This window comes from Acidovorax sp. LjRoot204 (assembly GCF_056175785.1).
This window is the reverse complement of sequence record NZ_JBGFFF010000076.1, coordinates 1-23,055: the sequence shown is the minus strand read 5'-3', so window position 1 is coordinate 23,055 and position 23,055 is coordinate 1. Positions and strand designations below refer to the sequence as shown.

General features: G+C 64.3%; 18 protein-coding genes, 1 tRNA gene and 1 pseudogene. 4 read left to right on the top strand and 16 right to left on the bottom strand.

Features of this window, described 5'->3' with window-relative positions; genetic code table 11:
* From AC04MI_RS14520 to AC04MI_RS14490, 7 genes and pseudogenes are all read right to left on the bottom strand, one after another.
* A pseudogene (locus AC04MI_RS14520) lies at nt 1–284 on the bottom strand (toprim domain-containing protein); the annotation flags it as partial.
* On the bottom strand, nt 268–570 hold the full coding sequence (locus tag AC04MI_RS14515) for a helix-turn-helix domain-containing protein (RefSeq protein ID WP_436077010.1): 303 nt from the start codon (nt 568–570) through the stop codon (nt 268–270). The gene AC04MI_RS14515 and the pseudogene AC04MI_RS14520, both read right to left, overlap by 17 nt.
* An 11-nt stretch (nt 571–581) precedes the next feature.
* Nucleotides 582–842, bottom strand: a complete 261-nt coding sequence (locus tag AC04MI_RS14510; protein WP_436077011.1) for a helix-turn-helix transcriptional regulator — start codon at nt 840–842, stop codon at nt 582–584.
* Nucleotides 839–1,108 carry a helix-turn-helix transcriptional regulator gene (locus tag AC04MI_RS14505; RefSeq protein ID WP_436077012.1) on the bottom strand — a complete coding sequence of 90 codons (270 nt, stop codon included), beginning with the start codon at nt 1,106–1,108 and terminating at the stop codon, nt 839–841. Before AC04MI_RS14505 ends, AC04MI_RS14510 begins: the two co-directional genes overlap by 4 nt.
* A 120-nt stretch (nt 1,109–1,228) precedes the next feature.
* On the bottom strand, nt 1,229–1,930 hold the full coding sequence (locus AC04MI_RS14500) for a hypothetical protein (protein WP_436077013.1): 702 nt from the start codon (nt 1,928–1,930) through the stop codon (nt 1,229–1,231).
* 100 nt (nt 1,931–2,030) lie between these two features.
* Complete coding sequence (locus tag AC04MI_RS14495; RefSeq protein ID WP_436077014.1) at nt 2,031–3,275, bottom strand: tyrosine-type recombinase/integrase; 1,245 nt, start codon at nt 3,273–3,275, stop codon at nt 2,031–2,033.
* 175 nt (nt 3,276–3,450) lie between these two features.
* Nucleotides 3,451–3,527, bottom strand: a tRNA-Arg gene (locus tag AC04MI_RS14490).
* Nucleotides 3,528–3,719: 192 nt separating this feature from the next.
* On the opposite strand from AC04MI_RS14490, the gene AC04MI_RS14485 reads away from it, so the two are divergent.
* Nucleotides 3,720–5,459 (top strand): cation:proton antiporter domain-containing protein, encoded by a 1,740-nt coding sequence (locus AC04MI_RS14485; RefSeq protein WP_436077015.1) that lies wholly within the window; start codon nt 3,720–3,722, stop codon nt 5,457–5,459.
* A gap of 191 nt (nt 5,460–5,650) precedes the next feature.
* On the opposite strand, the gene AC04MI_RS14480 is transcribed toward AC04MI_RS14485, so the two are convergent.
* The 4 genes from AC04MI_RS14480 to AC04MI_RS14465 form a co-directional block, all read right to left on the bottom strand.
* Complete coding sequence (locus AC04MI_RS14480; protein ID WP_436077016.1) at nt 5,651–7,525, bottom strand: M14 family metallopeptidase; 1,875 nt, start codon at nt 7,523–7,525, stop codon at nt 5,651–5,653.
* Nucleotides 7,526–7,663: 138 nt separating this feature from the next.
* Nucleotides 7,664–8,752 (bottom strand): endonuclease/exonuclease/phosphatase family protein, encoded by a 1,089-nt coding sequence (locus tag AC04MI_RS14475; RefSeq protein ID WP_476498039.1) that lies wholly within the window; start codon nt 8,750–8,752, stop codon nt 7,664–7,666.
* 45 nt (nt 8,753–8,797) lie between these two features.
* Nucleotides 8,798–9,502, bottom strand: a complete 705-nt coding sequence (locus AC04MI_RS14470) for a Rossmann-fold NAD(P)-binding domain-containing protein (RefSeq protein ID WP_395453976.1) — start codon at nt 9,500–9,502, stop codon at nt 8,798–8,800.
* Nucleotides 9,414–11,204 (bottom strand): DEAD/DEAH box helicase, encoded by a 1,791-nt coding sequence (locus AC04MI_RS14465; RefSeq protein WP_476498038.1) that lies wholly within the window; start codon nt 11,202–11,204, stop codon nt 9,414–9,416. The genes AC04MI_RS14470 and AC04MI_RS14465 overlap by 89 nt, the downstream gene beginning before the upstream one ends.
* Before the next feature lie 298 nt (nt 11,205–11,502).
* Here AC04MI_RS14465 and ettA point away from each other — a divergent pair, with 298 nt between their 5' ends.
* Both ettA and AC04MI_RS14455 read left to right on the top strand, forming a co-directional pair.
* Nucleotides 11,503–13,164 (top strand): energy-dependent translational throttle protein EttA, encoded by a 1,662-nt coding sequence (gene ettA, locus AC04MI_RS14460; RefSeq protein ID WP_476498037.1) that lies wholly within the window; start codon nt 11,503–11,505, stop codon nt 13,162–13,164.
* Nucleotides 13,165–13,223: 59 nt separating this feature from the next.
* Nucleotides 13,224–15,752 (top strand): DUF1631 family protein, encoded by a 2,529-nt coding sequence (locus tag AC04MI_RS14455; RefSeq protein ID WP_476498036.1) that lies wholly within the window; start codon nt 13,224–13,226, stop codon nt 15,750–15,752.
* 69 nt (nt 15,753–15,821) lie between these two features.
* On the opposite strand, the gene AC04MI_RS14450 is transcribed toward AC04MI_RS14455, so the two are convergent.
* The 3 genes from AC04MI_RS14450 to AC04MI_RS14440 form a co-directional block, all read right to left on the bottom strand.
* Nucleotides 15,822–17,243, bottom strand: coding sequence for a TAXI family TRAP transporter solute-binding subunit (locus AC04MI_RS14450; RefSeq protein WP_056064112.1), 1,422 nt, complete (start codon nt 17,241–17,243; stop codon nt 15,822–15,824).
* Nucleotides 17,244–17,459: 216 nt separating this feature from the next.
* A complete protein-coding gene (locus AC04MI_RS14445; protein ID WP_116747359.1) occupies nt 17,460–17,957 on the bottom strand; it encodes an EF-hand domain-containing protein in 498 nt (165 codons plus the stop codon).
* Nucleotides 17,958–17,966: 9 nt separating this feature from the next.
* Nucleotides 17,967–18,764: a lectin gene (locus tag AC04MI_RS14440; protein WP_436077019.1), complete on the bottom strand. Its 798-nt coding sequence runs from the start codon at nt 18,762–18,764 to the stop codon at nt 17,967–17,969.
* 237 nt (nt 18,765–19,001) lie between these two features.
* On the opposite strand from AC04MI_RS14440, the gene AC04MI_RS14435 reads away from it, so the two are divergent.
* Nucleotides 19,002–20,585: an EAL domain-containing protein gene (locus AC04MI_RS14435; protein ID WP_165836500.1), complete on the top strand. Its 1,584-nt coding sequence runs from the start codon at nt 19,002–19,004 to the stop codon at nt 20,583–20,585.
* A 39-nt stretch (nt 20,586–20,624) separates the two neighbouring features.
* Here the strand turns inward: AC04MI_RS14435 and AC04MI_RS14430 are convergent, their stop codons facing one another.
* Both AC04MI_RS14430 and AC04MI_RS14425 read right to left on the bottom strand, forming a co-directional pair.
* A complete protein-coding gene (locus tag AC04MI_RS14430) occupies nt 20,625–22,214 on the bottom strand; it encodes a methyl-accepting chemotaxis protein (protein WP_116747357.1) in 1,590 nt (529 codons plus the stop codon).
* Nucleotides 22,215–22,517: 303 nt separating this feature from the next.
* Nucleotides 22,518–23,055: LysR substrate-binding domain-containing protein (locus tag AC04MI_RS14425; protein ID WP_476498035.1), on the bottom strand; the 538-nt coding region annotated here is incomplete at its 5' end.

Here is a 23,055-nt window from a genome sequence, read left to right as displayed (position 1 = left end):
CGCTGTGCCTTCATGGCCTTCATGCGCTGGCGGTGTGCGTCGCGCTCGGCCTGGGTCATCGCCGTGTCGGGCTTGCTGCTCCAGGTCTGTGACAAGCCATTGCGCCAGCAGCCAAACACGCCCGCCGCGATGCCGTCCGGGTGCAGCACATACCAGCCCGAGTCGTCGCCACGCTTGCCGCTGGTGTTGAAGCGGTGCAGGCTTCCATCAGCCTCAATCGTGGGCGGGGGTGGCAGGCCCGCCGCCTCCATGGCGGAGCTGAATCCATCAATGGCGCTCTGCATGGTTGCCCCCCTTGGGTTCCAGCACGTATAGCCCCACGCGGTGCTTGCCACCGCCTTCGGTTTCTACCGTCTGCCAGTGCGTGCGGATCACATCACCGGCATGGCGCAGTTGCATCACCCGTGCGCGCGGGTCGTAGCAGTCCAGATAGCGTGAAGCCTCAAAAGTGCTCAGTGCGAAGCGGGCCAGGGCTGCCCGGATGCGCGTGCATTGCGCCGTGGTGTCGGTGCCCGGATGCGCGGCCAGAATCTCGGCCAGTGCCTGCCGTTTGGTTGCGTCGGTGTGCATGGTGTGCCCCCTTACGCATCGGCGGTGTGTTGGTTGATCCATGCGCGCACGTCGCCCACCTTCCAGGCCGTCACACGCTCAGACAGGCGGTGCGGCTTGGGGAATGTGCCCGCCTTCACCTTGCGCCACAGGGTCGGCGCGCTGAAGGGTAGGGGGGCCGGGCTGTCGGGACGCTTGGGGCTCTGCACCAGTTGCGCTTCGCGGATGAATGCGCTGTCGGGCAGGGCGTCGAATATGGAGGGTGCAGCGCCTTGGGTGTTGCTTTGGATCACTGCAGCACCTCCTTGGCGGATTGATGGCTGCGTGTGCGGGTGGCGCTTTCCAGATATTGCGCCACGGCCTTGCGTGGGTAGAGGTAGCGATTACCCAGCAGGATGTATGCGGGGCCGGTCCCGCGCTTTCGCCATGCCTCCACCGTGCTTTGGGACAGCTTCCCCAAAAGCATCACGTCCGTTTCGGTCAGGCAGTCCAGTTTGTCTGCCAATGCGCGCAGGCGGTCTAGTTGAGACTCTGCTGCTTGTTGAATGGTGGTTTCCATTTCCCATTTCCTTTCTGGCATACGCCAAAAGTGATTGATGGGTAATGGTGCTTCTTCGGTGCTTTTAGATATACAGCATTCAGCCAGCAGAGTACGTATTCAACCAGCACGGTACGTACTTTACTTGTTGAGTTCAGATTCCCACTCTTTGCACCAGCGCTCGATTACTCGCTGGCTTTCAAGTCCGACTTCACCTCCTTCTTCATGCGGGAATTTATCCAACATGTCCCTAGCAAAAGCGGATTTGCTTTTGTACTGGCTTGGCTTGCTCTGCCAAGCGTCCCAGCATTCCTTCACTTTCTGCTTCGCGGCTTGCTTCGGATCATTTCTCAAACGCGCGGCGGAAGCCTTGTCCAATCGGTCCCACTCCCTTTGTTGGGCTGAAAATGCCGCGACATGTACGCCCATCCAAAAACTGGCCTGCCCATACCATGAGATGCTGCCTTTCAAACTGTTGCCCGCAACCGCCAGCTTTGCCTCACTTGTTGAACTCATCGCTAAAAGTAGACTTAGCCGTATCTCAATTTCGGCTGCGTTCAACTTGTAGTCCACGGGTTTGCAAGCAGCAATTTTAAGAATGCGCTCTGGTATATCTTCTGAAAATTCCTCCTTATCTAAGGATTTCTTCAGAGATAAATGCAGGGTTTGTCTTTTTTTGAAATCGCCCTCAACATAATTGGCTATGGCTTCTTCGGCCTCCTGAAACGATGGGTGGCTATCGGATGCAAGAAAGATATCATCCCAATAATCTTTTAGCTGTTCATAGTGTGAATCTAGAAGGCCTTGAATAAAAAATAACGAACCGATTTTCGAAACTGTCATCGTGTTCCCTCACGCTCCCCAATAAGGTGCCAGCCCAGCCCGCCAGGGGAAGCGGGTTTTCGGGGATCAGCCTAGGGCTGGCGAATGGGTCGGGGTTACATCATCCAGCGCCTTGCAGCGGGATCACATCAGCCCCCTTTCGCAGCTTGTCCAAATAGTCCGCCCACTCTTTCATCATCCTGCGCCGCTGCTCTATGAACTCGGCGCGGTCATAGGCAGCCCCCAGCGGCCCTGATTTGCCGTGCGCCAGTTGGGCTTCGATCACATCGGCGGATATGCCGTGGATGCGCTCAATCATCAGCGTGCGCGCCATCGCCCGGAACCCGTGGGCGCTCATCTCGTCGGAGGCAAAGCCCATGCGCCGCAAGGCTGCATTGATGGTGTTGTCACTCATGGCCCGCTCGCCCGTGCGCAGGCTGGGGAACACGTAGCGGCCGTGGCCCGTGAGGGGCTGCAGCTCTTTCAGGATGGCGATGGCCTGCGGGGCCAGGGGCACAAAGTGCGGCCTGCCGTTGATTTTTTGCGCCAGCCGCCGCTTCATGTCCTGGGATGGAATGGTCAACAGGGCTTTGTCGAAGTCAACCCACGCCCATTCCATCTGCCGGATGTTGCCGGGGCGCTGAAAGAGCAGGGCAGACAGCGCCAGCGCCGCCTTGGTCATGGGCTGGCCGGTGTAGCCATCAATGGCACGCAGCAGCTCGCCTGCCTTGGCAGGCTCCAGTACCGCAGCCATGTGCTTGACCACCACGGGCTTTAGGGCGCCGTGTAGGTCCGTCACGGGGCTGCGCTCACAGCGTCCCGTCTGTACGCCGTAGCGGAACACCTGCCCGGCGGTCTGCCGCAGGGTGTGGGCGGTTTCGTTGGCGCCGCGCTTCTCTACCTTGCGCAGCGCGTCCAGCAGCACGGGCGCGGTGATGGCGGGTAGCGTGAGCTTGCCGATGTATGGGAACAGGTCTTTCTCCATGCGCTCGATCCACCGCGCTGCATAGCGGGGGCTCCAGCCGCTGGCCTGGGTGGCGTGGAACTCGCGGGCCACGGCTTCAAAAGTGTTGGCTGCTGCTACGCGGGTTGCCAGCTTCTCGGCCTTCTTGGCTGCACTGGGGTCGAGTCCTTCGGCCAGGAGTTCGCGGGCGTCGTCACGGCGCTTGCGGGCCTTGGCAAGAGAGACTGCAGGGTACACGCCAATCGCCAGCGTTTTCTGCTTGCCCAGATGGCGGTAGCTCATGCGCCAATACTTACCAGCCGGTTTGACGTGCAGGTACAGGCCCTGCCCATCGGCGTGCTTCTCGCCCGTGGCAGAGCCAGCAGGCTTGACGTTCTTCACAAAGGTGTCGGTAAGTGCCATGCGTGCCCCTGTTGTTGGTATCTGCTGAGTTGGTATGCAGAGATACCGGCAGAAGTACCAACTTTTTGTTGGTATGTCATGGTACGCAGTGAAATGGTCTGAGACAACAAAAAACCCGCAACGCTAGGAAACGTGCGGGTTCTGAGAGGTTGTGAGACTGTGTGGAGGTCTGTTTTGGCCTGCCCGGAGGGACTCGAACCCCCGACCTATAGCTTAGAAGGCTATTGCTCTATCCAGTTGAGCTACGGGCAGATGGATGTTGGCCGGCTGTGTGGCCGGACGGGCTTGCGGAGTGTCCGCATCTGCGCAACGCAGGACGCCAATCATACCCGCCCTGGCCCCTGCTCTTGGCGCTGCCGCAGGGGCGATTTTGCTGCCAGGATGGTGATGCGGTTATAACCGGGCCATCCCCCTTGACTGCCCGCCTCACCGGAGCATTTGCCCATGCCACACAGCGTCACGCTGATCCACACCATTGCTGCCGCCTTGGGCCTGGCGTTGGTGCTGGGCTTTCTGGCCGCCCGTCTGCGGCTGCCAGCATTGGTGGGGTACTTGCTGGCAGGGGTGGCCATCGGCCCGTTCACTCCCGGTTTTGTCGCAGATGCAGCCCTGGCCAGCCAGCTGGCGGAGATCGGTGTGATGCTGCTGATGTTTGGCGTGGGCCTGCATTTTTCGTGGGGAGACCTGCTGGCCGTGCGCAAGATTGCCGTGCCGGGTGCTGTGGTGCAGATGATCGTGGCGACGTCGCTGGGTATGGCGTTGGCCCTTTGGTGGGGCTGGGGCATGGGTGGTGCCCTGGTTTTTGGTCTGGCACTGTCGGTGGCCAGCACGGTGGTGCTGTTGCGTGCGCTGGAGACCCTGGGGATTCTGGACAGCTACACCGGACGCATCGCAGTGGGCTGGCTGGTGGTGGAGGATCTCGCCATGGTGCTGGTACTGGTGCTGCTACCCCCGCTGGGGGGATGGATGGGAGGCGGCGCCGGTGCCGACCTGGATGCTGCGCAGCTCTGGCGCACGCTGGGTTGGACCCTGCTGCAGGTCGGTGCGTTTGTGGTGCTGATGCTGCTGGTCGGGCGCCGGCTGTTTCCCTGGCTGTTATGGCAGGTGGCTCGCACAGGCTCGCGTGAGTTGTTCACGCTGTGCGTGGTGGCCGCAGCGGTGGGCATTGCGTTCGGGTCGGCTTCGTTGTTTGGCGTATCGTTTGCGCTCGGGGCCTTCTTTGCCGGCATGGTGATGCGCGAGTCCGAGTTCAGCCACCGCGCTGCGCATGAGTCGCTGCCTTTGCGCGATGCCTTTGCCGTACTCTTTTTCGTGTCGGTCGGCATGCTCTTCAACCCCGCCGTCTTGTGGGAGCGCCCACTGCAAGTGTTGGCAGTGGTCGCCATCATCATGCTGGGCAAGACGGTGGCCGCTGCGGGCCTGGTGCTGGCGTTCCGTTACCCGCTCAACACAGCGCTCACCGTATCGGCCAGCCTCGCGCAGATTGGTGAGTTCTCGTTCATTCTGGTCGCACTGGGTTCTTCGTTGGGGCTGCTGCCGCCAGAGGGGGCCAGCTTGGTATTGGCGGGGGCCCTGTTCTCCATGGCGCTCAACCCGTTGTTGTTCCATGCCATTGCGCCGTTGCAGGGCTGGCTGCGCGCCCGATCGGCGCTTGCGCGGCGGCTGGAGCAGCGGGATGACCCTTTGGCCGAACTGCCCACCAGCACCGATTCGCGTTACCTCGCGCGGCAGGTGGTTCTGGTGGGGTACGGCCGGGTAGGGCGGCGCGTGGCGGCAACGCTGGCGGCCAACGATATTCCGTTTGTGGTGGCGGAGCAGAACCGGGAGTTGGTGGAAGCCTTGCGGGCCGATGGCGTGGCCGCCGTGTTTGGTGACGCGGTGGAGCCTGCCGTGCTGATCCAGGCCCACATTGCGCGTGCCGCCATGCTGGTGGTGGCCACCCCGGACGCGCTGCAGGTGCGCCAGATGATCGAGACGGCGCAGACCCTGAACCCGGGCATCGACATCGTGGTGCGCAGCCACAACGAGGACGAGGCCCAGCGGCTGGTGCAGGAATGCAGCCATGCCCAGGTGTTCCTGGCAGAAGATGCCTTGGCACAGGCCATGGCACGCCATGTGCTGGAGCGTGCCCGGGACCGCCAGGCCCGCGCCACGCGGCCTGCGCCACTGCATGGATCGGCATGATTTGAAAGAAATCTGCCTGTAGCGCCAGAAGAATATGCCTAAATAGCTATTGAATTGATAGCAAAATTGCGACCGCAGCCACAGTCGCAGCGCAGCATCCGGGYGGCGTCCTCACGGAGCGTCCCATCTGACCCCGCCAAGAACGCAGACCTCAGCCTCACGCCATGCAGCGACCTGCCGCAAGGCACGGATCAATCTGTTTCTTCAAACACCAGAGATGGCACGGCCATCACGCGGGCGCTTTGGCTCAGGTCCTGGATCAGGTGGTTGGCAAAGTAGCTGTTCTGCGTGTCGGGCTCCAGCGCTGCCACGGCCAGATTGGCACGCGGCTGGTTCAGGGGCACATAGAAGCTGCCAGCAGGTGCATCAATGGCGCTGCGTACGGCAGACACTTGCACGCGCACGATGTCGCCACTACCAGCAATGGTGCCGATCACGTCCTGGCGGTTGCCGGTTTCGCGTGCGGTTTCGCGGTAGCTCTCAGCCAGGACAGAACCTGGCTCTGCCACCCGCATGACCTGGATGCCCAGCTGGCGAAGGCGTTCCACTGCACCGCTGGCGTCTGCCGACAGCCAATAGCCGCAGGGCCGCGCGCGCACCTTGGTGTTGCGCAGCGTCAGCGATGAGTTCCAGTCCACGCGAATGCTGCGATCGGCGCCGGTCTCGGGGTCCAGAAAATCCAGGTCGCGCTGGGTGGGCGTGGCCTCCGCTTCAATGACCACCTGGTCGCGGCAGGCCAGGGCGCTGACGTCGCGGGCCACGAACGAGCGTACCTGCTCCAGGTTGGCCGCCCGCTCGGCGGTGGTCCGCAGCGCGCTGGTGATGGCGGTGACTTGGGCATGCACGCGGCGCTGGATGTGCATTCGGCCAATGCCCACCCCACGGGTCTCGATCAGCAGGCTGACCGTGTTCTTGAGGCCATGGACGTTGCGCCCCGTGTCGGGCTGGGTGCCCCCCATGGAGATGCGCTTGTCCTGCAGGTTGGTCGATGTGGTGTAGTACCAGTCGCTCGTCAGGCCCTGGGCCTTGAGGGCCGACACCATGGGCTGGTGAAACCATTCCTGCGATGCCTTGGTGAGGAACTCCGGATAGTTGGCAGTGGTGGTGTATTGCAGCAGTGCGTCGTAGCGCTGGATGGCGTTGAACTTCTGCAGATAGCGACCCACCACGGTGTATTCATGGGCGTCCACGACCAGGATGGGGCGGTAGTCGTTGATGACCTGCGCAATGGCGCGGGCCTCGGGCGTGTTGAGCAACAGGTGGTCGCGGTTCAGGTCCACGCCGTTGGCGGTGACGCGGGTGCCCACCTCGGCGCCATCGGGGTTGGCGCGGGGCACCACCACCACGTTGATGCGGTCCAGCAGCGGCTCGAGCAGGCCCTGGGCCAGCTCACGRCTGATGACCAGCAGTGCCTCACTGCCTGCGGGTTCGTCGCCATGCTGCTGGCCGATCAGCACAACGGTGGGGCGGCCGCTCTTGTCCAGGCTGGCAGGGTCTGTGCCTGGGGCCCGGGTAAGCAGCAGGCCCTGGATGGGCTCGCCGCGTTGCGAGGTGCCAATCTGCAGCAACTGCGCGCGTGTGCCGCCACGGGGCACGCCTTCGCTCAGCCCGCGCAGCCATTGGCCCAGCTCGGTATTGGTGGTGAAGGCCCTGCGGTCGGCACCCAGGCCGGGTGTGCTGTAGACCACAGAAGGGTTGGGGAACCGCGCGGCCACCGCATCGCCATAGGGCGGCGCCATGGGCGCCTCGTCGCGCACCAAGAGCGGCGCGGACGGGGGCAGGGGGCTGGCCACCACGGCAGCCCGTTGTGGCGGCAGCTGCGAGGGCGTCTGCTGTCCCAGCGGTGCGGGTACCACCGTACCTTGTTGTACGCGCGGCAGTGGCGCGGGGGCGCTGCGCTGCTGGGCAGTGGGGGTGGATGGCCAAGGGGGCAGCGGGGTGCTGCCGCAGGCTGTCAGCAGCAGTGCTGCCAGCGTGGCCGGGGCGGCCCAGCGCGCAATCCGTGGTTCAGGACGGGAAAGCGGGGCGGTATCGGCGCTGCGGCGCAGGAAATTGTGCTGGGTCATGGTGTGGGCTGCCAGAGAGAGCCCCTGGTGTGGGGCGAGTGGGGCGCTTTGTACGTGGATGTTACCTGCGCGCACCCGCCTCTCCTTGTCAGCGTACATCCCGTTGCAAACCCGTGGCGCCGTGGGCTGCCGCAGTGATCAGCGAGGGGTGTCGCTGGGTGCGCTAACGTCGGTCGGCGGCGGCGAGACGCTCTGGGCCAGAGGAGAACTGGGTAGTTTCAGGCGCAGCAAGGCGCGCACAAAGCCGTGGTCCGAGCGCGTGCGGTCSCGTCCYTCRTGCAGGTGGTCGTTGAARTAGTCSACCCGGCGCACRTCGCCCACGCTGTTGCGCCCATTGGGCAGGAACTCCTCGCTGACCAGGATCTGGTCCAGCACATAGGGCGCACCCTGGTGGATGTGGGAGTAGGCCACGTCCTTTTTCAAGGCGAAATCTCCCTGCAGGTCGTACGCATTGAACAGGGCCACATCACGGGCTGACCGGTCGTAGGCAATATCGGTGGTGGCGCAGATCAATTGCGTGGTCACGCTGTCGGGGGTGTCGTTGAAGTCGCCCAGCACCACCAGGGGCACGCTGGTGCGGTGCAGCAGGTCGATCACCAGGCACCGCAGCGCCATGGCCTCGGCGCCGCGCATGATCAGCGAGCGCAGCGATGCCAGTGCGACCACCTTGCGGTCGTCCCGGTCCTCGGTGGGCTGGCCTAGGGCATCCTGCAGAAACTTGGGACGTTTGGATTTGAGGTGGGCAGTGAGGACGTTGAGGGTTTGGCCATGCTTCATSCGCARCGTGGCCASRAGGGGYGGGCGCTCGAAGCGCGTGTGTTGGCCAATGCCAGGCACATCCACCTGAAAGCCCGGTGGGAAGTCGGCAAAGGACTGCAATGCCTCGACCTTAAGCCGCGTGGCCAGGCCCACACGGGGCGTTCCCTGTGCGCCCTGTTGGGTGTCGTTGTTCTCGGCCCCTGGTACGGCGACAAAGTCGTAGCGCAAGCCACCCCGACCCAGTGCCCCTTTGAAGGCCGCGTCGTCCCAGACCTCCTGCACCGCCAGTACATCGGCGTTCAGTGCCCGAAAGCGCTCGCCCAGCCAGGTGATCTTGCGTTCAAACTCGGTCTGGCTGTAGGGGTCCTGGTTCTCGTAGAACAGGCGTCCCGGATTGGCCAGGTTGAGCACATTGCAAGTGGCCACCATGAGGGTGTCCAGCGGTTGGGGGAGTTCGTTGGGGCGCATGAAGGGCGTACAGCGTAGGCGGGGTCACGACGGCTGCTCCCTGTATCAACTGGCCTGCAGCGCGCGGCCGGACAGCACTTGCAGCCCGGGTCGGCCCAACTGTACGGCACGGACGAGCGCACGGGCCACCTCCGCCCCGGGGCGGGCACGGTAGTTGGCGGGCAGGACCGGGTTCAGCCACTGAAACAGTTTGAGCGACAGGGACTCCGCGGGCCGGTGGGCCTGTTGCAGCGCCCGGCGTTCGCCCATCAGCAGGGATGGGCGTGCAATGACCAGCGTCTCAAAACCCAGCTGCTGAAGGTCGCGCTCGACCTCGCCTTTGACGCGGTTGTAAAAGATGCGCGATTGCGCATTGGCCCCCATGGCGGTGACCACGCCACAGCGGGTGGCGCCCGCCGCGCGCGCTGCGCGGGCCGTGGCCATCACGGCGTCATAGTCCACCGCACGGAACGCGCTCTGGCTGCCGGCTGCAGCCATGGTGGTGCCCAGGGTGATGTAAACATCATCGACGTGCGGCAAGGCGGGCATCGCCGCAAAATCCACCGCGTGCAGTTGCAGGCGGGGATGGTTCAGCGCTGGCGCACGCCGCCCTTTGGCGTGCAGCACATGGATGCTGGCGCCCGCTGCGTCCGTGGTGTTGGCAGGGGGCGCTTTGCGCGTATCAGCGGTTAAAAGAGCCGCGAGGACCGCCTGGCCCACGAGGCCCGTTGCCCCGGCCACCACCGCCACCCGTGCCTGATCCGCCACCATAGCCGCCACCTCCAGAGTTGCGATACCCACCACCACCGCCGCCACGGCGGCCGCGTTCAGCCATGCTGTCCACGCTGGTGCGCATGGGGTCGGGCTGACCGCCCGCACCATGGCCCGAGCTGCGATGGCCTGGGTTGCTGTGACCCAGGTGTGTGCCCAGGTGCGCATTGGCGCGGGGGGGTTGTGCGTCATCGTAGCGATGACCACCGCCGCCTTCGGGGCGTGGGCCTCGGCTGCGCGCAGGTGCCTGGGCGGCGCCGTCACGGGCACCACCCCGACCACCACCCTGGCCTCCGCGGCCGCCGCCGGCTGGACCCTGGGCGTTGCGTGGAGCTCCGCCACCGGAACGGCCACCACCGCCACCACCGTTGCCTGCACGGGGGCCGCGCTCCCCACCTTGGCCGCCGCCCTGGCCTGCCTTGTTGGTGCGGATGCGCTCCATCATTTCGCTGCGGGCGGCCTTGGCGGCTGCCTGCATCACATCACGGCTCGGGGGCTTGCCTGCGCCGCCCCAGATGGTCTGGCGGCCCATGGCGATGGGTTCCGCCTTCTCGCCGGGTTCTGGGCCAAAGCCTTCGATCACCTGGACAGGAATCTGCTGCTTGGTAAAGCGCTCGATGTCCATCATGAAACCTTCTTCGTCCATGCAGACCAGGCTCACGGCTTCGCCCGTAGCGCCTGCGCGGCCSGTGCGGCCGATGCGGTGCACGTAGTCTTCGGAGACGTTCGGGATTTCGTAGTTGACGACGTGCGGCAGGTCATCGATGTCGATGCCACGTGCGGCGATGTCGGTGGCCACCAGGGCACGGATCTCGCCACTCTTGAAGCCCGCCAAGGCCTGCGTACGGGCACTCTGGCTCTTGTTGCCGTGCAAGGCCATGGCCTGCACACCGTTCTTGGTSAGGAAYTCGGCCACGYTGTTGGCGCCGAACTTGGTGCGCGTGAACACSAGCACCTGGCTCCASTTGTGTTGCTGGATGATGTGCAGCAGCACCTGCTTTTTCTTGCCGCGGCCCACSGGGTGGATCACYTGCGWRATRCGCTGCACSGTGGTGTTGCGCGGSGTSACCTGGATGCTYTGCGGGTTCTTGAGCAGGGTGTTGGCCAGCTCGCGGATCTCGTCGCTGAAGGTGGCCGAGAACAGCAGGCTTTGCTTGTCCTTGGGCACCAGGGCCAGCACCTTCTTCACGTCRTGGATGAAGCCCATGTCGAGCATGCGGTCGGCTTCGTCAAGCACCAGCACCTGCACSKTGSWSAGGTCSAGSAWGCCCTGYTGCTGCAGGTCSAGCAGRCGGCCRGGGGTGGCCACSAGGATGTCSACGCCGCGCTTGATGCGGTCGATCTGCGGGTTCATGCCCACRCCRCCGAAGAYCACGGTGGAGTYGAKSTCCAGGTACTTGCCGTATTCGCGCACCGATTCTTCGACCTGGGCTGCGAGCTCACGGGTGGGGGTCAGCACCAGGGCGCGGATGCCCTTGCCGCCAAACTTGTTCTTGGGTGCCGTGCCTTGCGAGAGGCGGTGCAGCATGGGCAGSGTGAASGCAGCGGTCTTGCCGGTGCCRGTCTGCGCGCCGGCCAGAAGGTCGTGGCCTTCCAGAACGGCGGGAATGGCCTGGGCCTGAATGGGCGTGGGGGTTTCATAGCCCGTTTCGTGCACGGCCTTCAGGATGGCAGGAGCCAGGTTCAGTTCGTCAAATGTCATGTCGTTGGATGCGCCCGTCCGGGGCGCTGGGTATCCGCCTGTCATGCAACCGGGAGGTTGCTGAGCCAGTCTCAGGCTGATGAGGTTCAGGATTGGGAGCCCGGAAGCGTGTCTTCCTTCGTCCCCAGCAGTGTGCTGATGTGGCGGGCAACTGGAGCCCACAACGGGGGTATTGTCGCATGGACCGATAATCTAGGGTTTGAGAGCGCGTTCGGCGTCTTTTTGGAATGCTCCAAATGGCCCTCTGAACCTGCTCGGATGCAGACTTCCTGCCCACTTTCGCAAGCTAGAACCCTCCATGGCCCAATACGTTTATTCGATGAATCGCGTCTCCAAGACCGTGCCGCCCAAGCGGCAGATCTTGAAGGACATCTCCCTGAGCTTTTTCCCGGGCGCCAAGATTGGTGTGCTGGGTCTGAACGGCTCGGGCAAATCCACGCTGCTCAAGATCATGGCCGGCGTAGACAAGGAAATCGAAGGCGAAGCCATTCCGATGCCCGGCATCAAGATCGGCTATCTGCCCCAGGAGCCTCAGCTCAACTCGGAGCACACAGTCCGCGAAAGCGTGGAAGAGGCCATGGGCGAGGTGTTTGCCGCCAAGGCCAAGCTGGAAGAGGTGTACGCCGCCTACGCCGAGGCCGATGCAGACTTTGACGCACTGGCCGCTGAACAAGCTCGCCTGGAAGCCATCATTGCGACGGCGGGGACTGACTCCGAGCACCAGCTCGAAATCGCTGCCGATGCCCTGCGCCTGCCTCCTTGGGACGCCAAGGTCGGGCTGCTGTCTGGTGGCGAAAAGCGCCGCATTGCGCTGTGCCGCCTGCTGTTGTCCAAGCCCGACATGCTGCTGCTCGACGAACCCACCAACCACTTGGACGCTGAATCGGTGGACTGGCTGGAGCAGTTTCTGCACCGCTTTCCGGGCACCGTGGTGGCCATCACCCACGATCGCTACTTCCTCGATAACGCGGCGGAGTGGATTTTGGAACTGGACCGCGGCTACGGTCACCCCTACAAGGGCAACTACAGCACCTGGCTGGACCAGAAGCAGGCCCGTCTGGAATCTGAAAACAAGGGTGAGGAGGCACGCGCCAAGGCCCTGAAGAAGGAACTGGAATGGGTGCGCCAGAACGCCAAGGGCCGTCAGGCCAAGAGCAAGGCGCGTATCGCCCGTTTCGAGGAACTGAGCGACTACGAATACCAAAAGCGCAACGAAACGCAGGAAATCTTCATTCCTGTGGCCGAGCGCCTGGGCACCCAGGTCATTGAGTTCCACAACGTCACCAAGTCTTTCGGCGACCGYRTGCTCATCGACAACCTGTCCATGACTATCCCTGCGGGTGCCATCGTGGGCATCATCGGTCCGAACGGGGCCGGTAAATCGACCCTGTTCAAGCTCATCGCGGGCCGCGAGCAGCCGGACAGCGGTGAGGTGGTGATCGGCTCGACCGTGAAGATGGCCTTTGTGGACCAGCACCGCGATGCCCTGTCGGACGACAAGACCGTGTGGGAAGACATCTCCGGCGGCCTGGACATGATCAACATCGGCAAGTTCACCATGGCCAGCCGTGCTTACGCAGGGCGCTTCAACTTCAACGGTGGCGACCAGCAAAAGAAGGTGGGCATGCTGTCGGGCGGTGAGCGTGGCCGTCTGCACTTGGCCAAGACACTGATTGCTGGCGGCAACGTGCTGCTGCTGGACGAGCCTTCGAACGACCTGGACGTGGAAACCCTGCGCGCGCTGGAAGACGCTTTGCTCGAATACGCGGGCACAGTGTTGGTTATCAGCCACGATCGCTGGTTCCTGGACCGGATCGCCACGCACATTCTGGCCGCCGAAGGTGACAGCCAGTGGACGTTCTTTGACGGCAATTACCAGGAGTACGAGGCCGACAAGAAGAAGCGGCTGGGTGAAGAAGGTGCAAAGCCCAAGCGGATGCGTTTCAAGGCCCTCAAATAAAGGCCGAGGTCAAGTAGGATTGCATCTGGAAACCTCTTGTCCGATTCCTCCCTCCCACCATGTCCCTGCCCGCATCGCGTCTGAGAGCCGTTTTCCGCGCCTGCGTTGTCAACGCCGTTCGCGGTGGCGAGGCCTTGATGGGGCAGCTCGTCAAGGTCACCCAAAGTGCCTTGACTAGCGAGGAGTCGGCCAGCCGCAACATCCAACAGCGCAATTTGTTCAGTGATGCACTGCGGCTGCTCAACGAGCACGAGGCTGCGCTGGTCAAGGGCTATCCCATGGCCTTGCTGGAAATATTTGCCGAAGGCCCTGCGGTCGCCAAGGGGCGCAGTTCGGCCGATGACACCGGCATGGACTTTGGCGAGCTTTCGCTCATGGACGAAAGCGAGATGCAGGCCCAGGTGGAACTGTCCAAGGCCCAGCAGTCTGCGCTGCATGCTACCGACGCCGTACTGGCCGAACTCAACACCCTGGTGAGCGCTGCGCAAGGTTTGCGCAGCGTGCAACCCGAGCGCAACCCTCTGCGGCCCGAGAGCTACATCCGTGCATTGCAGCAGGTGGTGGGTGAGACCGGCGTCTCGGCCGAGGTACGGCAGCTGTGGATGCAGCACATGCGCGACCTGCTCGGGAAGCTGCTGGCCGAAGAATACAAAAAAACCGCCCAGAGCTTGCGTGAGCATGGCGTACAGCCGGTGGGCTACGCAGTGCTGGGCACGCCTGCGGGCGGCGGTCGCGGCCAAGGCACCGGTTACGGTGGGTCTGGCTATGGCGGGCCCGGTACGGGTTACGGGGGCGGTTATTCCGGGTACGGCCCCTCAATGAACGCGCCCATGAGCGACTATGGCAACACAGGTTATGGGCGTGGTATGGGTCCCAGCACAGGCTGGAGCGGCGACTCCCAGCAGGGTGCCATGGTGCCTGTGCCCGTGGACGCTGCCGAAGAGGCATTGCTCACGGTCGGCATCCTGCGCCAGATGTTGGCGGGCGGTGATCCATTTGCCCCTCCTCCGGTCTACGGCGCCGTGCCCGCACAGGCGGTGGTCATGCCCAGCGGCGCGGGTCAGCCGGGCTGGGTGGACCCCCGCGCGGGAGCCGCCAGCGCTCAGTCATCGTTGGCCGGGGGCTACTACCCGTCGGGTGCGGCCGCTGAAGCGATTGAAGACATGGCGCAGCTGGAGCGCCTGGTGGGCCGTCTTGCCGGTGGGGGCACGGTCAGCCAGGCGGGCTCTTTGCCCGTGCCTCTCGCAGGCTGGCGTGGGCCTGGCGTTGCGCCGGTGGTCTATGCAGCCATGCCCATGGAGGCTGCTACCCAGTCCACCGCCATGGCGGTGGAGGTGGTGGGGCGCATGATGGCCAACATCTCCCAGGACGCCCGTTTGCTGCCCCCTGTGCAGCAGGCCGTCAAGAGCCTGGAGCCTGCGCTCAAGCAATTGGTGCACCACGACGGCCGGTTTTTTACCGACAGCAGCCACCCTGCGCGCCGCCTGCTTGACGAGCTTACGCAGCGCAGCTTGGCATTCACCGCCGAGACAGAGCCTGGCTTCAGCCGCTTCATGCGACTGGTGACCGAGGCTGTGGGCCACCTGTCTGCCCATGAGGTCAAGGACGCGGGGCCGTTCGACACCGTGCTCAAGGCGCTGCAGTCTGCCTGGGACACCCAGGAGCAAAAGATCAAGGCCCAGCAGGAGGCCGAGCAGAAAGCCAAATTGCAGGCGGAGCAGCGCGAACTGCTGGCCGAGAAGATCGCAGCCGATATCCGCAAGCTGCYGGATGTGGACAAGGTGCCGTCGGACGTGCTGGATTTTGCGGCGGGCCCCTGGGCTGACGTAGTGGCGCTGGCGCAGGTGATGCGCAGTGACGATAGCCAGGAAGATGACCCCAGCGGTTACCTGGCGCTGGTTCCGGTGTTGCTGTGGACTGCGCAGCCTGACCTCACGCGCCAGGAGACGGACCGGCTCAACGAAGCCATCCCCGGCCTGCTGGCCAAGCTGCGCAAGGGCCTCAAGACCATCAACTACCCGGCGGTGCAGACCAGCGCATTCTTGCAGCGGCTTGTGGCGTTGCACCAGGCCGCTTTTGAAAAACCGGCTCCTGCCCCAGTGTCCGCCCCTGCGGGAGAGCCCGAAGTGGCCCCGGAGGCGACAGAGCCGTCCGAATCGGCAGAGGCGTCCGCTCCTGCACCGCAGGACAGTGCCCAGGCGCCGCTGGACACCCCGGACCCTTACGCTGATTTTGTCATCGGGGCCTGGGTGGAGCTGGTGACCAATGGCCGGGTGGTGCGCACCCAGCTGACCTGGGCCAGCCCGCATGGCACCCTGTTTTTGTTCACTGCGCCGGATGCCAGCACCCAATCCATGACCCGCCGCATGCGCGACAAGCTGGCGGCCGAAGGCTCGCTGCGCGTGGTGCCGGCCCAGCCGCCCAAGCCTGCCAAGCCTGCGGTCCGCGCTTCGGGCTCTACGGAAACGGGCGGGGCAGATCGCAAGTCGTCCGAGGGCCGTACGGGCTTCGGCTCCAAAATGGCGCCGCTGTCCAAATCCGCCCCCCTGGCCCCGGCTTCGGGTGCCAAGTCGCCCAAGAATCGCTGATCGCACAGACACGCGCGCTGCGCGTGCCACCTTGAGGCCGCGAGCGGCCTTGTGCCGCTGAAGAGCTGGTCAACGCCCAGTTCCTGCTGCACTCCCTGTTTCCGTCACGCTATTGTTCGTCATCCCTTCGCCCGGCGTGCTGTGGTCAGCAGATCCACCAGCCCCTTCCGACGCGCGCAGCAGTTTTTTGCGCACCAGGTGGATGTGGTTGCGCAGGGCATACAGCTCGTCCGCGTACGACAGAGGCACGCTCACCTTTTCGGCCTGGGCTTCCAGTCCGTCGAGGGTGCGCAGCAGGGTTGAGGGGTCGCTTTTGCCCATTTCCAGGTCGTTTTCGATCTCGCGCAGGCGGCCATACCAGCGAAACACCCGCGACCGCACGCGGAACTGGTAGAGCGGCGGCACGATGCGCGACAGCGGCAGCATGATGGCCAGCAAGATGCCCAGCACCAGCCACATGCGCTCAATCAGGTTGGCCATCCAGAACGGCAGGTAGCGTTGCAGCATGGGCACCGGCTCGTTCATGGCGCGGTCGCCCTCCTTGGCAATCGGCAGCTCGCTGCCGCGCGTGTTGGGAAACTCACGCGCCCGGTTGAACCAGCCTGCGCCGCTGTGCAGCTTTTGTGCGTTCTGGGCAAACAGGGTCAGTAGGGCGGGGTGYGTGCCGTCGCGCGCCAGCAGGGACGTGGTGGTGGCCACGAGCCGAACATCGCGCTGGGGCACGTTGGCCGCGAGGTCCACCACCCCGCGTGGCAAGGTCACGGGGGTGAGAAACGGAAACCGCCGTGCGTAGGCCTCGTGCTGCGCAAAATCCAGCAGCTGCACGCCAGGCGTTTGCAGCAGCATCTGCACCATCAGGGATTCAGGCGCCGAGGCAAATACCAAGGCGTCGAGCCTCCCCGCCAAAAACTCCACCGTCGCGGGCGTCTGTTCCAGGCGCGATAGCTTGACTGCGCTGGGCTCCACCTTGTTGGCCTGCAGCAGCCGCTCGATCAGCGTGGGCACGCCGCTGCCCTCCGACCCCACATTGACCCGCCAGCCGCGTAGCTGCCGCAGGCCATCGAGCCGGGGTGCGTTGTGCATGCGCTCTGCTGCATCGGTGCGGTAGAACAGCCACAGCGGCTCTACAAACAGGCTGCCCAGCGATACCAGGTTGTCCGGATCATCGGGTTGCAGTTCGGCTGTGCCACCCTGTACAAAAGCGACATCGGCCTGGCCGTCGCGCAGAAGCTGCAGGTTGTGCGATGAGCCCTCGCTGGGCAGCAGAACCACATCAATGCCGTCGGCCGCCAGCGCCTTCTGGTAGCGCTTGCCAAACTCCTCATAGGCACTTTGGGCAGGGCCTGTGGCCAGGGTCACCGTCTTGGGGGGATTGGGGTTGAGCCACCAATAGGCCAGCACCAGCAGCCCGACCGCCAAGAAGGCGAGGGGGCCTGCTGACACAATCAGATCGCGCAGAGTGAGGAAAGTGTTGCGAAAGGCCTGGGGCATGGGGGATGGACAAACAGAGCGAAACGGGGCGGCGGTATGCCTGGATGGGGTGACGCGGCCCCTGGGTGGACCCGGAGCCATATCTCGCTATCAGCGAGCCGGTGGATTATCCAGGCAGGCGTGGCGGCGACGCGCACCAGCTCCGGGCATCCCGCACCGGGAGTCGCCCAGGTCTCAGATAGCTGGAGGACTGAAACCGCCGGCCAGCGAGGGCTCCTACTGCGGCAGGCGCCTGCGTTGGCGCTCATAGGCCATGCATTCCTGCAGCGAGAGCATGTCGTTCTGGTCCACATCCGCTGCCTCAAAGTAGGCCATGCGTGCCTGCACCACCTCCTTGAACGACAGCTTTCCGTCCCCGTCCTTGTCGGCTGCCGCCAGCCGCCTCAGTTGGCCTTTGCCGATGCGGGGCAATTGGCCCAGCTGGGAGAGATGGACGTAGCCCTCTGCATCGGGCCCCAGGCTGTGCCAGCTCTGCACGATGTCCTGGTGGAACTCGTCCAGCGACACGTTGCCGTCATGATTGAGATCGGCTGCCGAGCAGATGGCCTGCAGCCGGTGGGTGAGGGTTGGCGCCACCGGTTTGTGCGCCTTAGCAGGGCGTGGTGGCGTGGTGGGCGACGATATGGAGGTGTCGGCCGCATTGGCCGCGTGCGTCGTTGTTGCCAGCACCAGGGCGCAGGCGCCTGCACAGATCCAGTGAAGAGTTGTTTGCATGGGACCTCCTTACCACCACCAGCGTTGGCTGGGGCTGCGGTTGCAGGGCCAGACCATGGTGTGTGCCCCAGGGCGGACCTGGCCTGCGTCTACATCCAGGCATTTGCCGGTGAGCTGGCTCACGATCTGCCCGCCCAGGGTCGACCAGCTCTGGCTACGCGAGCCCGAGCAGGACCACAGCACCACCCGTGCACCGTCCCGTGGGTCGCCACGGTCCACGTCCACGCACAGGTCGCGCACCCGGATCTCGCCGCCGCGCCCCACCGCAAAACGCTGGGACGCTGTCCCGTTGCATTCGTACACCTGCAGGGTGGTGCCGGGCTGGAATTTGCCACCCCTCACGTCGAGGCACAGGCGGCCGTCCACCCGGATCTCGCGCCCCCAGTCCCCGCCCTGGCCGGGGTAGTCCGGGTACTCGGGGCGACGGTCGTTGTCGTGCCGGTTGTGGTTGGCCAGCAACGCGATGCCGGCAATGGCCGCCACGGCCGCCACAGCTGCTCCGGCATTGGAGCCGCTGCTGCTACCGGATGCATAGGTGCGTGTGATCTTGAAACGTCCCCCGCAACCACCGTTGGTCCACAGCTCGCGATTGGTCAGGTCGTAGCCCCAGGTGCGGTTGAAGCGGCAGGCCCCCTGGGTTTGTTCCACCAGATCCACCTGGGTCACGTCGTACGCGAGGCGGTAGGAGGTGTAGCCGCCGCTGGACTGCAAATCCACCAACTGGTCCTGCGCCTGTGCCGCCGGGGTGCTCACGAGCAATGGCAGGCATAGCAGCCATGCATGTTTCCGAAAGGCCTGGTCTCTCATGGGTTCACTCTCCTTGTTCCGATCAGGGGCCATGGGGATGGGTGTAGTGCCGTGGGCCCCGGCCCAGGGCACCAACCGTCACCGGCATCATAGGACGGTCTGATGCYTGTGCGCCCGGCGACAGGGGCGCCATCGGTTGAAATCTCGCTGGAGCAGCGGGGGCTGTTCGTGCATGATGGCATCGCGCTGGGGCAGCCCCTTGTCTGCCTGTGTACTACCCACCCACTGCCGTGTCCGATGAAACGCTTCTATGTCGTTGCCTCCATCCCACTGCTGCTGGCGGCGCTCATCCCCATTGCTGCATCCCTGTGGGTGGCCCACCGCCAGGCCAAGGAAGACCAGGTCGCCTATCTGACCTCGTTGGCGGACGAGGTGCTGCGACGCGGCGTGGCCTCGCGCCAGCAGCTGGTGGCGGCGCTCAACGATCTGGACGGAGATCCGCACCCCGCTTGCAGCCAGGCCAGCCTCACACGCATGCAGCAGCTGGTGGGCACCTCGTTCTATCTGCAGGGCATGGGGGCGGTCAGGGACGGAGCGTTGGTCTGCAGTACCCTCACCGCGGGCAATGAGGTGGTACCGCTCACCGGCAACCACATGGTCACCTCGACGGGTATCTCCACCTGGATTGGCGCCCGCCTGCCCTTTGCCCCGGAGCAGCCTTTCAACATCTACGCCCGCAACGGCCATGCGGTGATCATTCACCCGGGCATCGTGATTGACATGCCTGTGCTTCATGCGGATGTCGCGCTGGGGCTTCTGATCAGCACGCCCCGCGCGCTGATCCGGTCCAAAGGTCCGCTGGATACCCGGTGGCTGAACCTCTACACGCCCCATGTGAACAACGTGGCTGAAAGCGAGACCCACTACATCGTCTTTCGGGTGTCGAAGGAAAACAATGTGGCGGCGGTCGCGGCGGCTCCCAAGGCGCTGGCCCACGAAGGGCTCAAGGCCCAGGCGCTGATCCTGGCACCCCTGGGGCTGGTGGCCAGTGCCCTGTTTGCGCTGGGCGTGGCGATGCTCACCCGGTGGCAGTTGTCGCCACGCGTCAGACTGCGGGCGGCCCTGCGCCGGCACGAGTTCTTCGTGCTCTATCAGCCCATCGTGGATCTGGAAACCGGCCAGTGGGTGGGGGCGGAGGCTCTGCTGCGCTGGCGTCGCCGCAACGGCACCCTGGTGCCCCCGGATGAATTCATTGCAGAAGCGGAGAAGGCCGGTGTGATCGCGCACATCACGCGGTACGTGATGGATGTGGTGCTGGCCGACTTGCCCGAGATGCTCAAGGCACGCCCGGGTTTTCATGTGAGTTTGAACCTCTCGCCCCAGGATCTGGTGGCCGACGGACCCGTGCAGTACCTGCAGCGGCGCTTCAGCGCCATGGAGATGCCGCCGGGCGCGCTCATGCTGGAGGTTACCGAGCGCGGGCTGGTGGACATCGAGGCTGCACGGCCCGCGCTACGGGCTGCGCGGCAGATCGGTGCATCGATTGCGCTGGATGACTTCGGTACGGGTTACTCCAGCCTGTCCATGCTGGAGTCCATCGACATCGACACCCTCAAGATTGATCGCATCTTCATCGCCAGCATCGGCGCGCAAGCCGCCATCAGCCCGGTGACTACCCACATCATCGAAATGGCCCACATGCTCAAGCTGGCACTGATTGCCGAGGGCGTCGAGACTCAGGACCAGGTGGACTTCCTGATTGCCCGGGGTGTGCGCCAGGCCCAGGGTTGGAAGTTTGCCCGTGCCATGCCGCTGAATGATCTGCTGGCCGGCATGCGCCCGCAGCCAGCCGTTTCACCACGTGGCTCGGTGCAAGATTGATCCCGCCCTGTTGGATGGCGCGGCAGGGGATGGGGGACGCTACTTGATCAGCAGCGCCGATCCGCTGCCGTGAATACGAAACACCGCCACAGCACTCACAAGGTCATCGGCCTGCCCACGCAGGCTGGATGCAGCAGCAGCCATCTCCTCCACAAGGGCCGCATTCTGCTGCGTGGCCTGGTCCATCAGCGTGACGGCCTCGCTCACCTGCGTGACCCCCGAGCTTTGCTCAGAGCTGGCAGCACTGATCTCCCCCATGAGGTGGGTGACGTTGCGTATGCTGGCAACCACCTCTGTCATGGTGTGGCCGGCCTTGTCCACGAGAGCCGTGCCGTGTTCCACGCGGCCGACACTTTCCGTGATCAACTGCTTGATCTCCTTGGCCGCAGCCGCGCTGCGCTGGGCCAGGTTGCGAACCTCGCTGGCCACCACGGCAAAGCCCCGCCCCTGGTCACCGGCACGGGCAGCCTCCACGGCCGCGTTCAGCGCCAGGATGTTGGTCTGGAATGCAATGCCGTCGATCACGCTGATGATGTCATTGATCTTGCGGCTGGAGTCGTTGATGTCCTTCATGGTGGCCACCACCATGGCCACCACGTCACCGCCTTGTTGCGCAACGGTCGACGCTGAATGCGCCAGGCGGTTGGCATGAATCGCGTTGTCTGCGTTCTGCTTCACGGTGGAGCCCAGTTGCTCCATGGAGGCAGCGGTTTGCTGCAGCGCGCTAGCCTGTTGTTCCGTGCGCATCGACAGGTTGTGGTTGCCTTGCGCGATCTCGGCGCTGGCGGTCGATACGCTTTCTGATCCCTGGCGCACCCCTGCCACCAGGTTGGAAAGACTCAGCCGCATGGCTTCCATCGAAGTGACTACCGAAGCAATTTCGTTCTTGCCCTGCGCCACCAGTGGGGTGGCCAGGTTGCCCCGCGCAAACTCCCGCGTCGCCTGGCTTGCCTCGTTCAGGGGCCGGACGATGGAGCGGGTGGTGGCCACACCCAGCACGCAGGCAAACACCACCATGGCCACGCTGAGCAAGACCAGCTGTAGCCGCAGCGATTCAAACTGGCGCATCGATTCCTGGCTGGCACGTTTGCTGATGGCGTCGCTCTCGGCCAGGAAGGCTTCGATGTCGGCCACCAGCCTGGTCAGCAGGGGGCGGCATTGCTCGTTGATTTTCTTGATCGCCGCATCTTTTTCCCCTTGGCTCCCCAGTCGGGTGATCTCCAGCGCCACGGGGCCATAGGCCGCTTCGGTGTTCTTGATCTGGGCCAGCAGCTTGTTGAGGGGGGCGGTTTCAGGCGGGCCGACCTTGAGGGCATCTTCGACTCCCTGGAGTGCCTTGCCCATGCCTTCATGTGCGACTCCAATGCGACGTGTTTCCGCGTCGGCATCTTCCTTGGAGCCCGCGATCACCAGGTTGCGGGCAGACACGGCCCTCGCATTGGCTGTATCCAGCACCCGGTTGCCCAGGCTTTTGATCACGTTCAGGTGATTGACCTGGTTGTCCAGGCTCTCCTGTGTCATGGACTCGCCACGGATACCCATGATGGCGACCAGGATCAGTGCACAGGTCAGGACAACATATCCAATACCAAGACGCGTCTTGATGCTCAGGTTCTGCAGGACATTCATGCGATGGACCCTCCAGCAGGTGATACGGGATGATGCGCTTTTTCGGAGCACGCAGGAGCGGCTGGTAACCAGCGTTTACCTTTTTGCAACGTGGGGCGCAACACGTTGCCACCGCCACCCTGCGGCGTTCTGGCGATATCGATGCGGCCGTGTGCAGCCGCCGCCTTGGGCGCACGATGGTGCACAGGCCCTGATCTTCTGGGGGTTCTGGCGCGCGTCAAGAAGTTTTTGACCGAAAGGTGCGGATGGCGCGCTGGGCGCCCTGCGTGTGCGGGGGGTAAGCGAGGGCGGGCGTGACCCGCCCTACCCGCGCACCGCACTTCTGAATGCGGCAGACAGTGCTGCAATGGCATCGCTGGGTCGGCCATCCGGGGCTCGGCTGTGAAGCACCACCGGCAGGCTTGGCAGTGCAGGAAGCCCAAGCCGGGCACCTACGTCCACCGCGCCCCAGGGCAACATGCGGGGTGCCAGTGCGGCTACGCCCAGCCCTGCAACAACAGCTGCGGACACTGCCGCCACGCCGCCGCCCACAAACACCTCGCGCCAGGGGATGGCGGCTGCATCCAGCAGTTTTCCAGCCATCGCACGCACACCGCAGGGCTCTGCCAGGGTGGCCAGCGGCAGGGTGGAACCAGCGCGGTGCTGCCAGTGAGGCGCGGCAAACCAGCCAAATCGCTCTTCGGCCAGCACTTCGCCATCGCTGCGCCCGGCATGCATGCGGACCATGGCCGCGTCGAGTTCGCGCCGGTCAAAGCTTTGCAGCAGGTCGCCCGACGAGCCGATCCGGATGTCGATCAACAGCTGAGAGTCTTGTGCGTTCATGCGGGCAATCAGTGCGGGC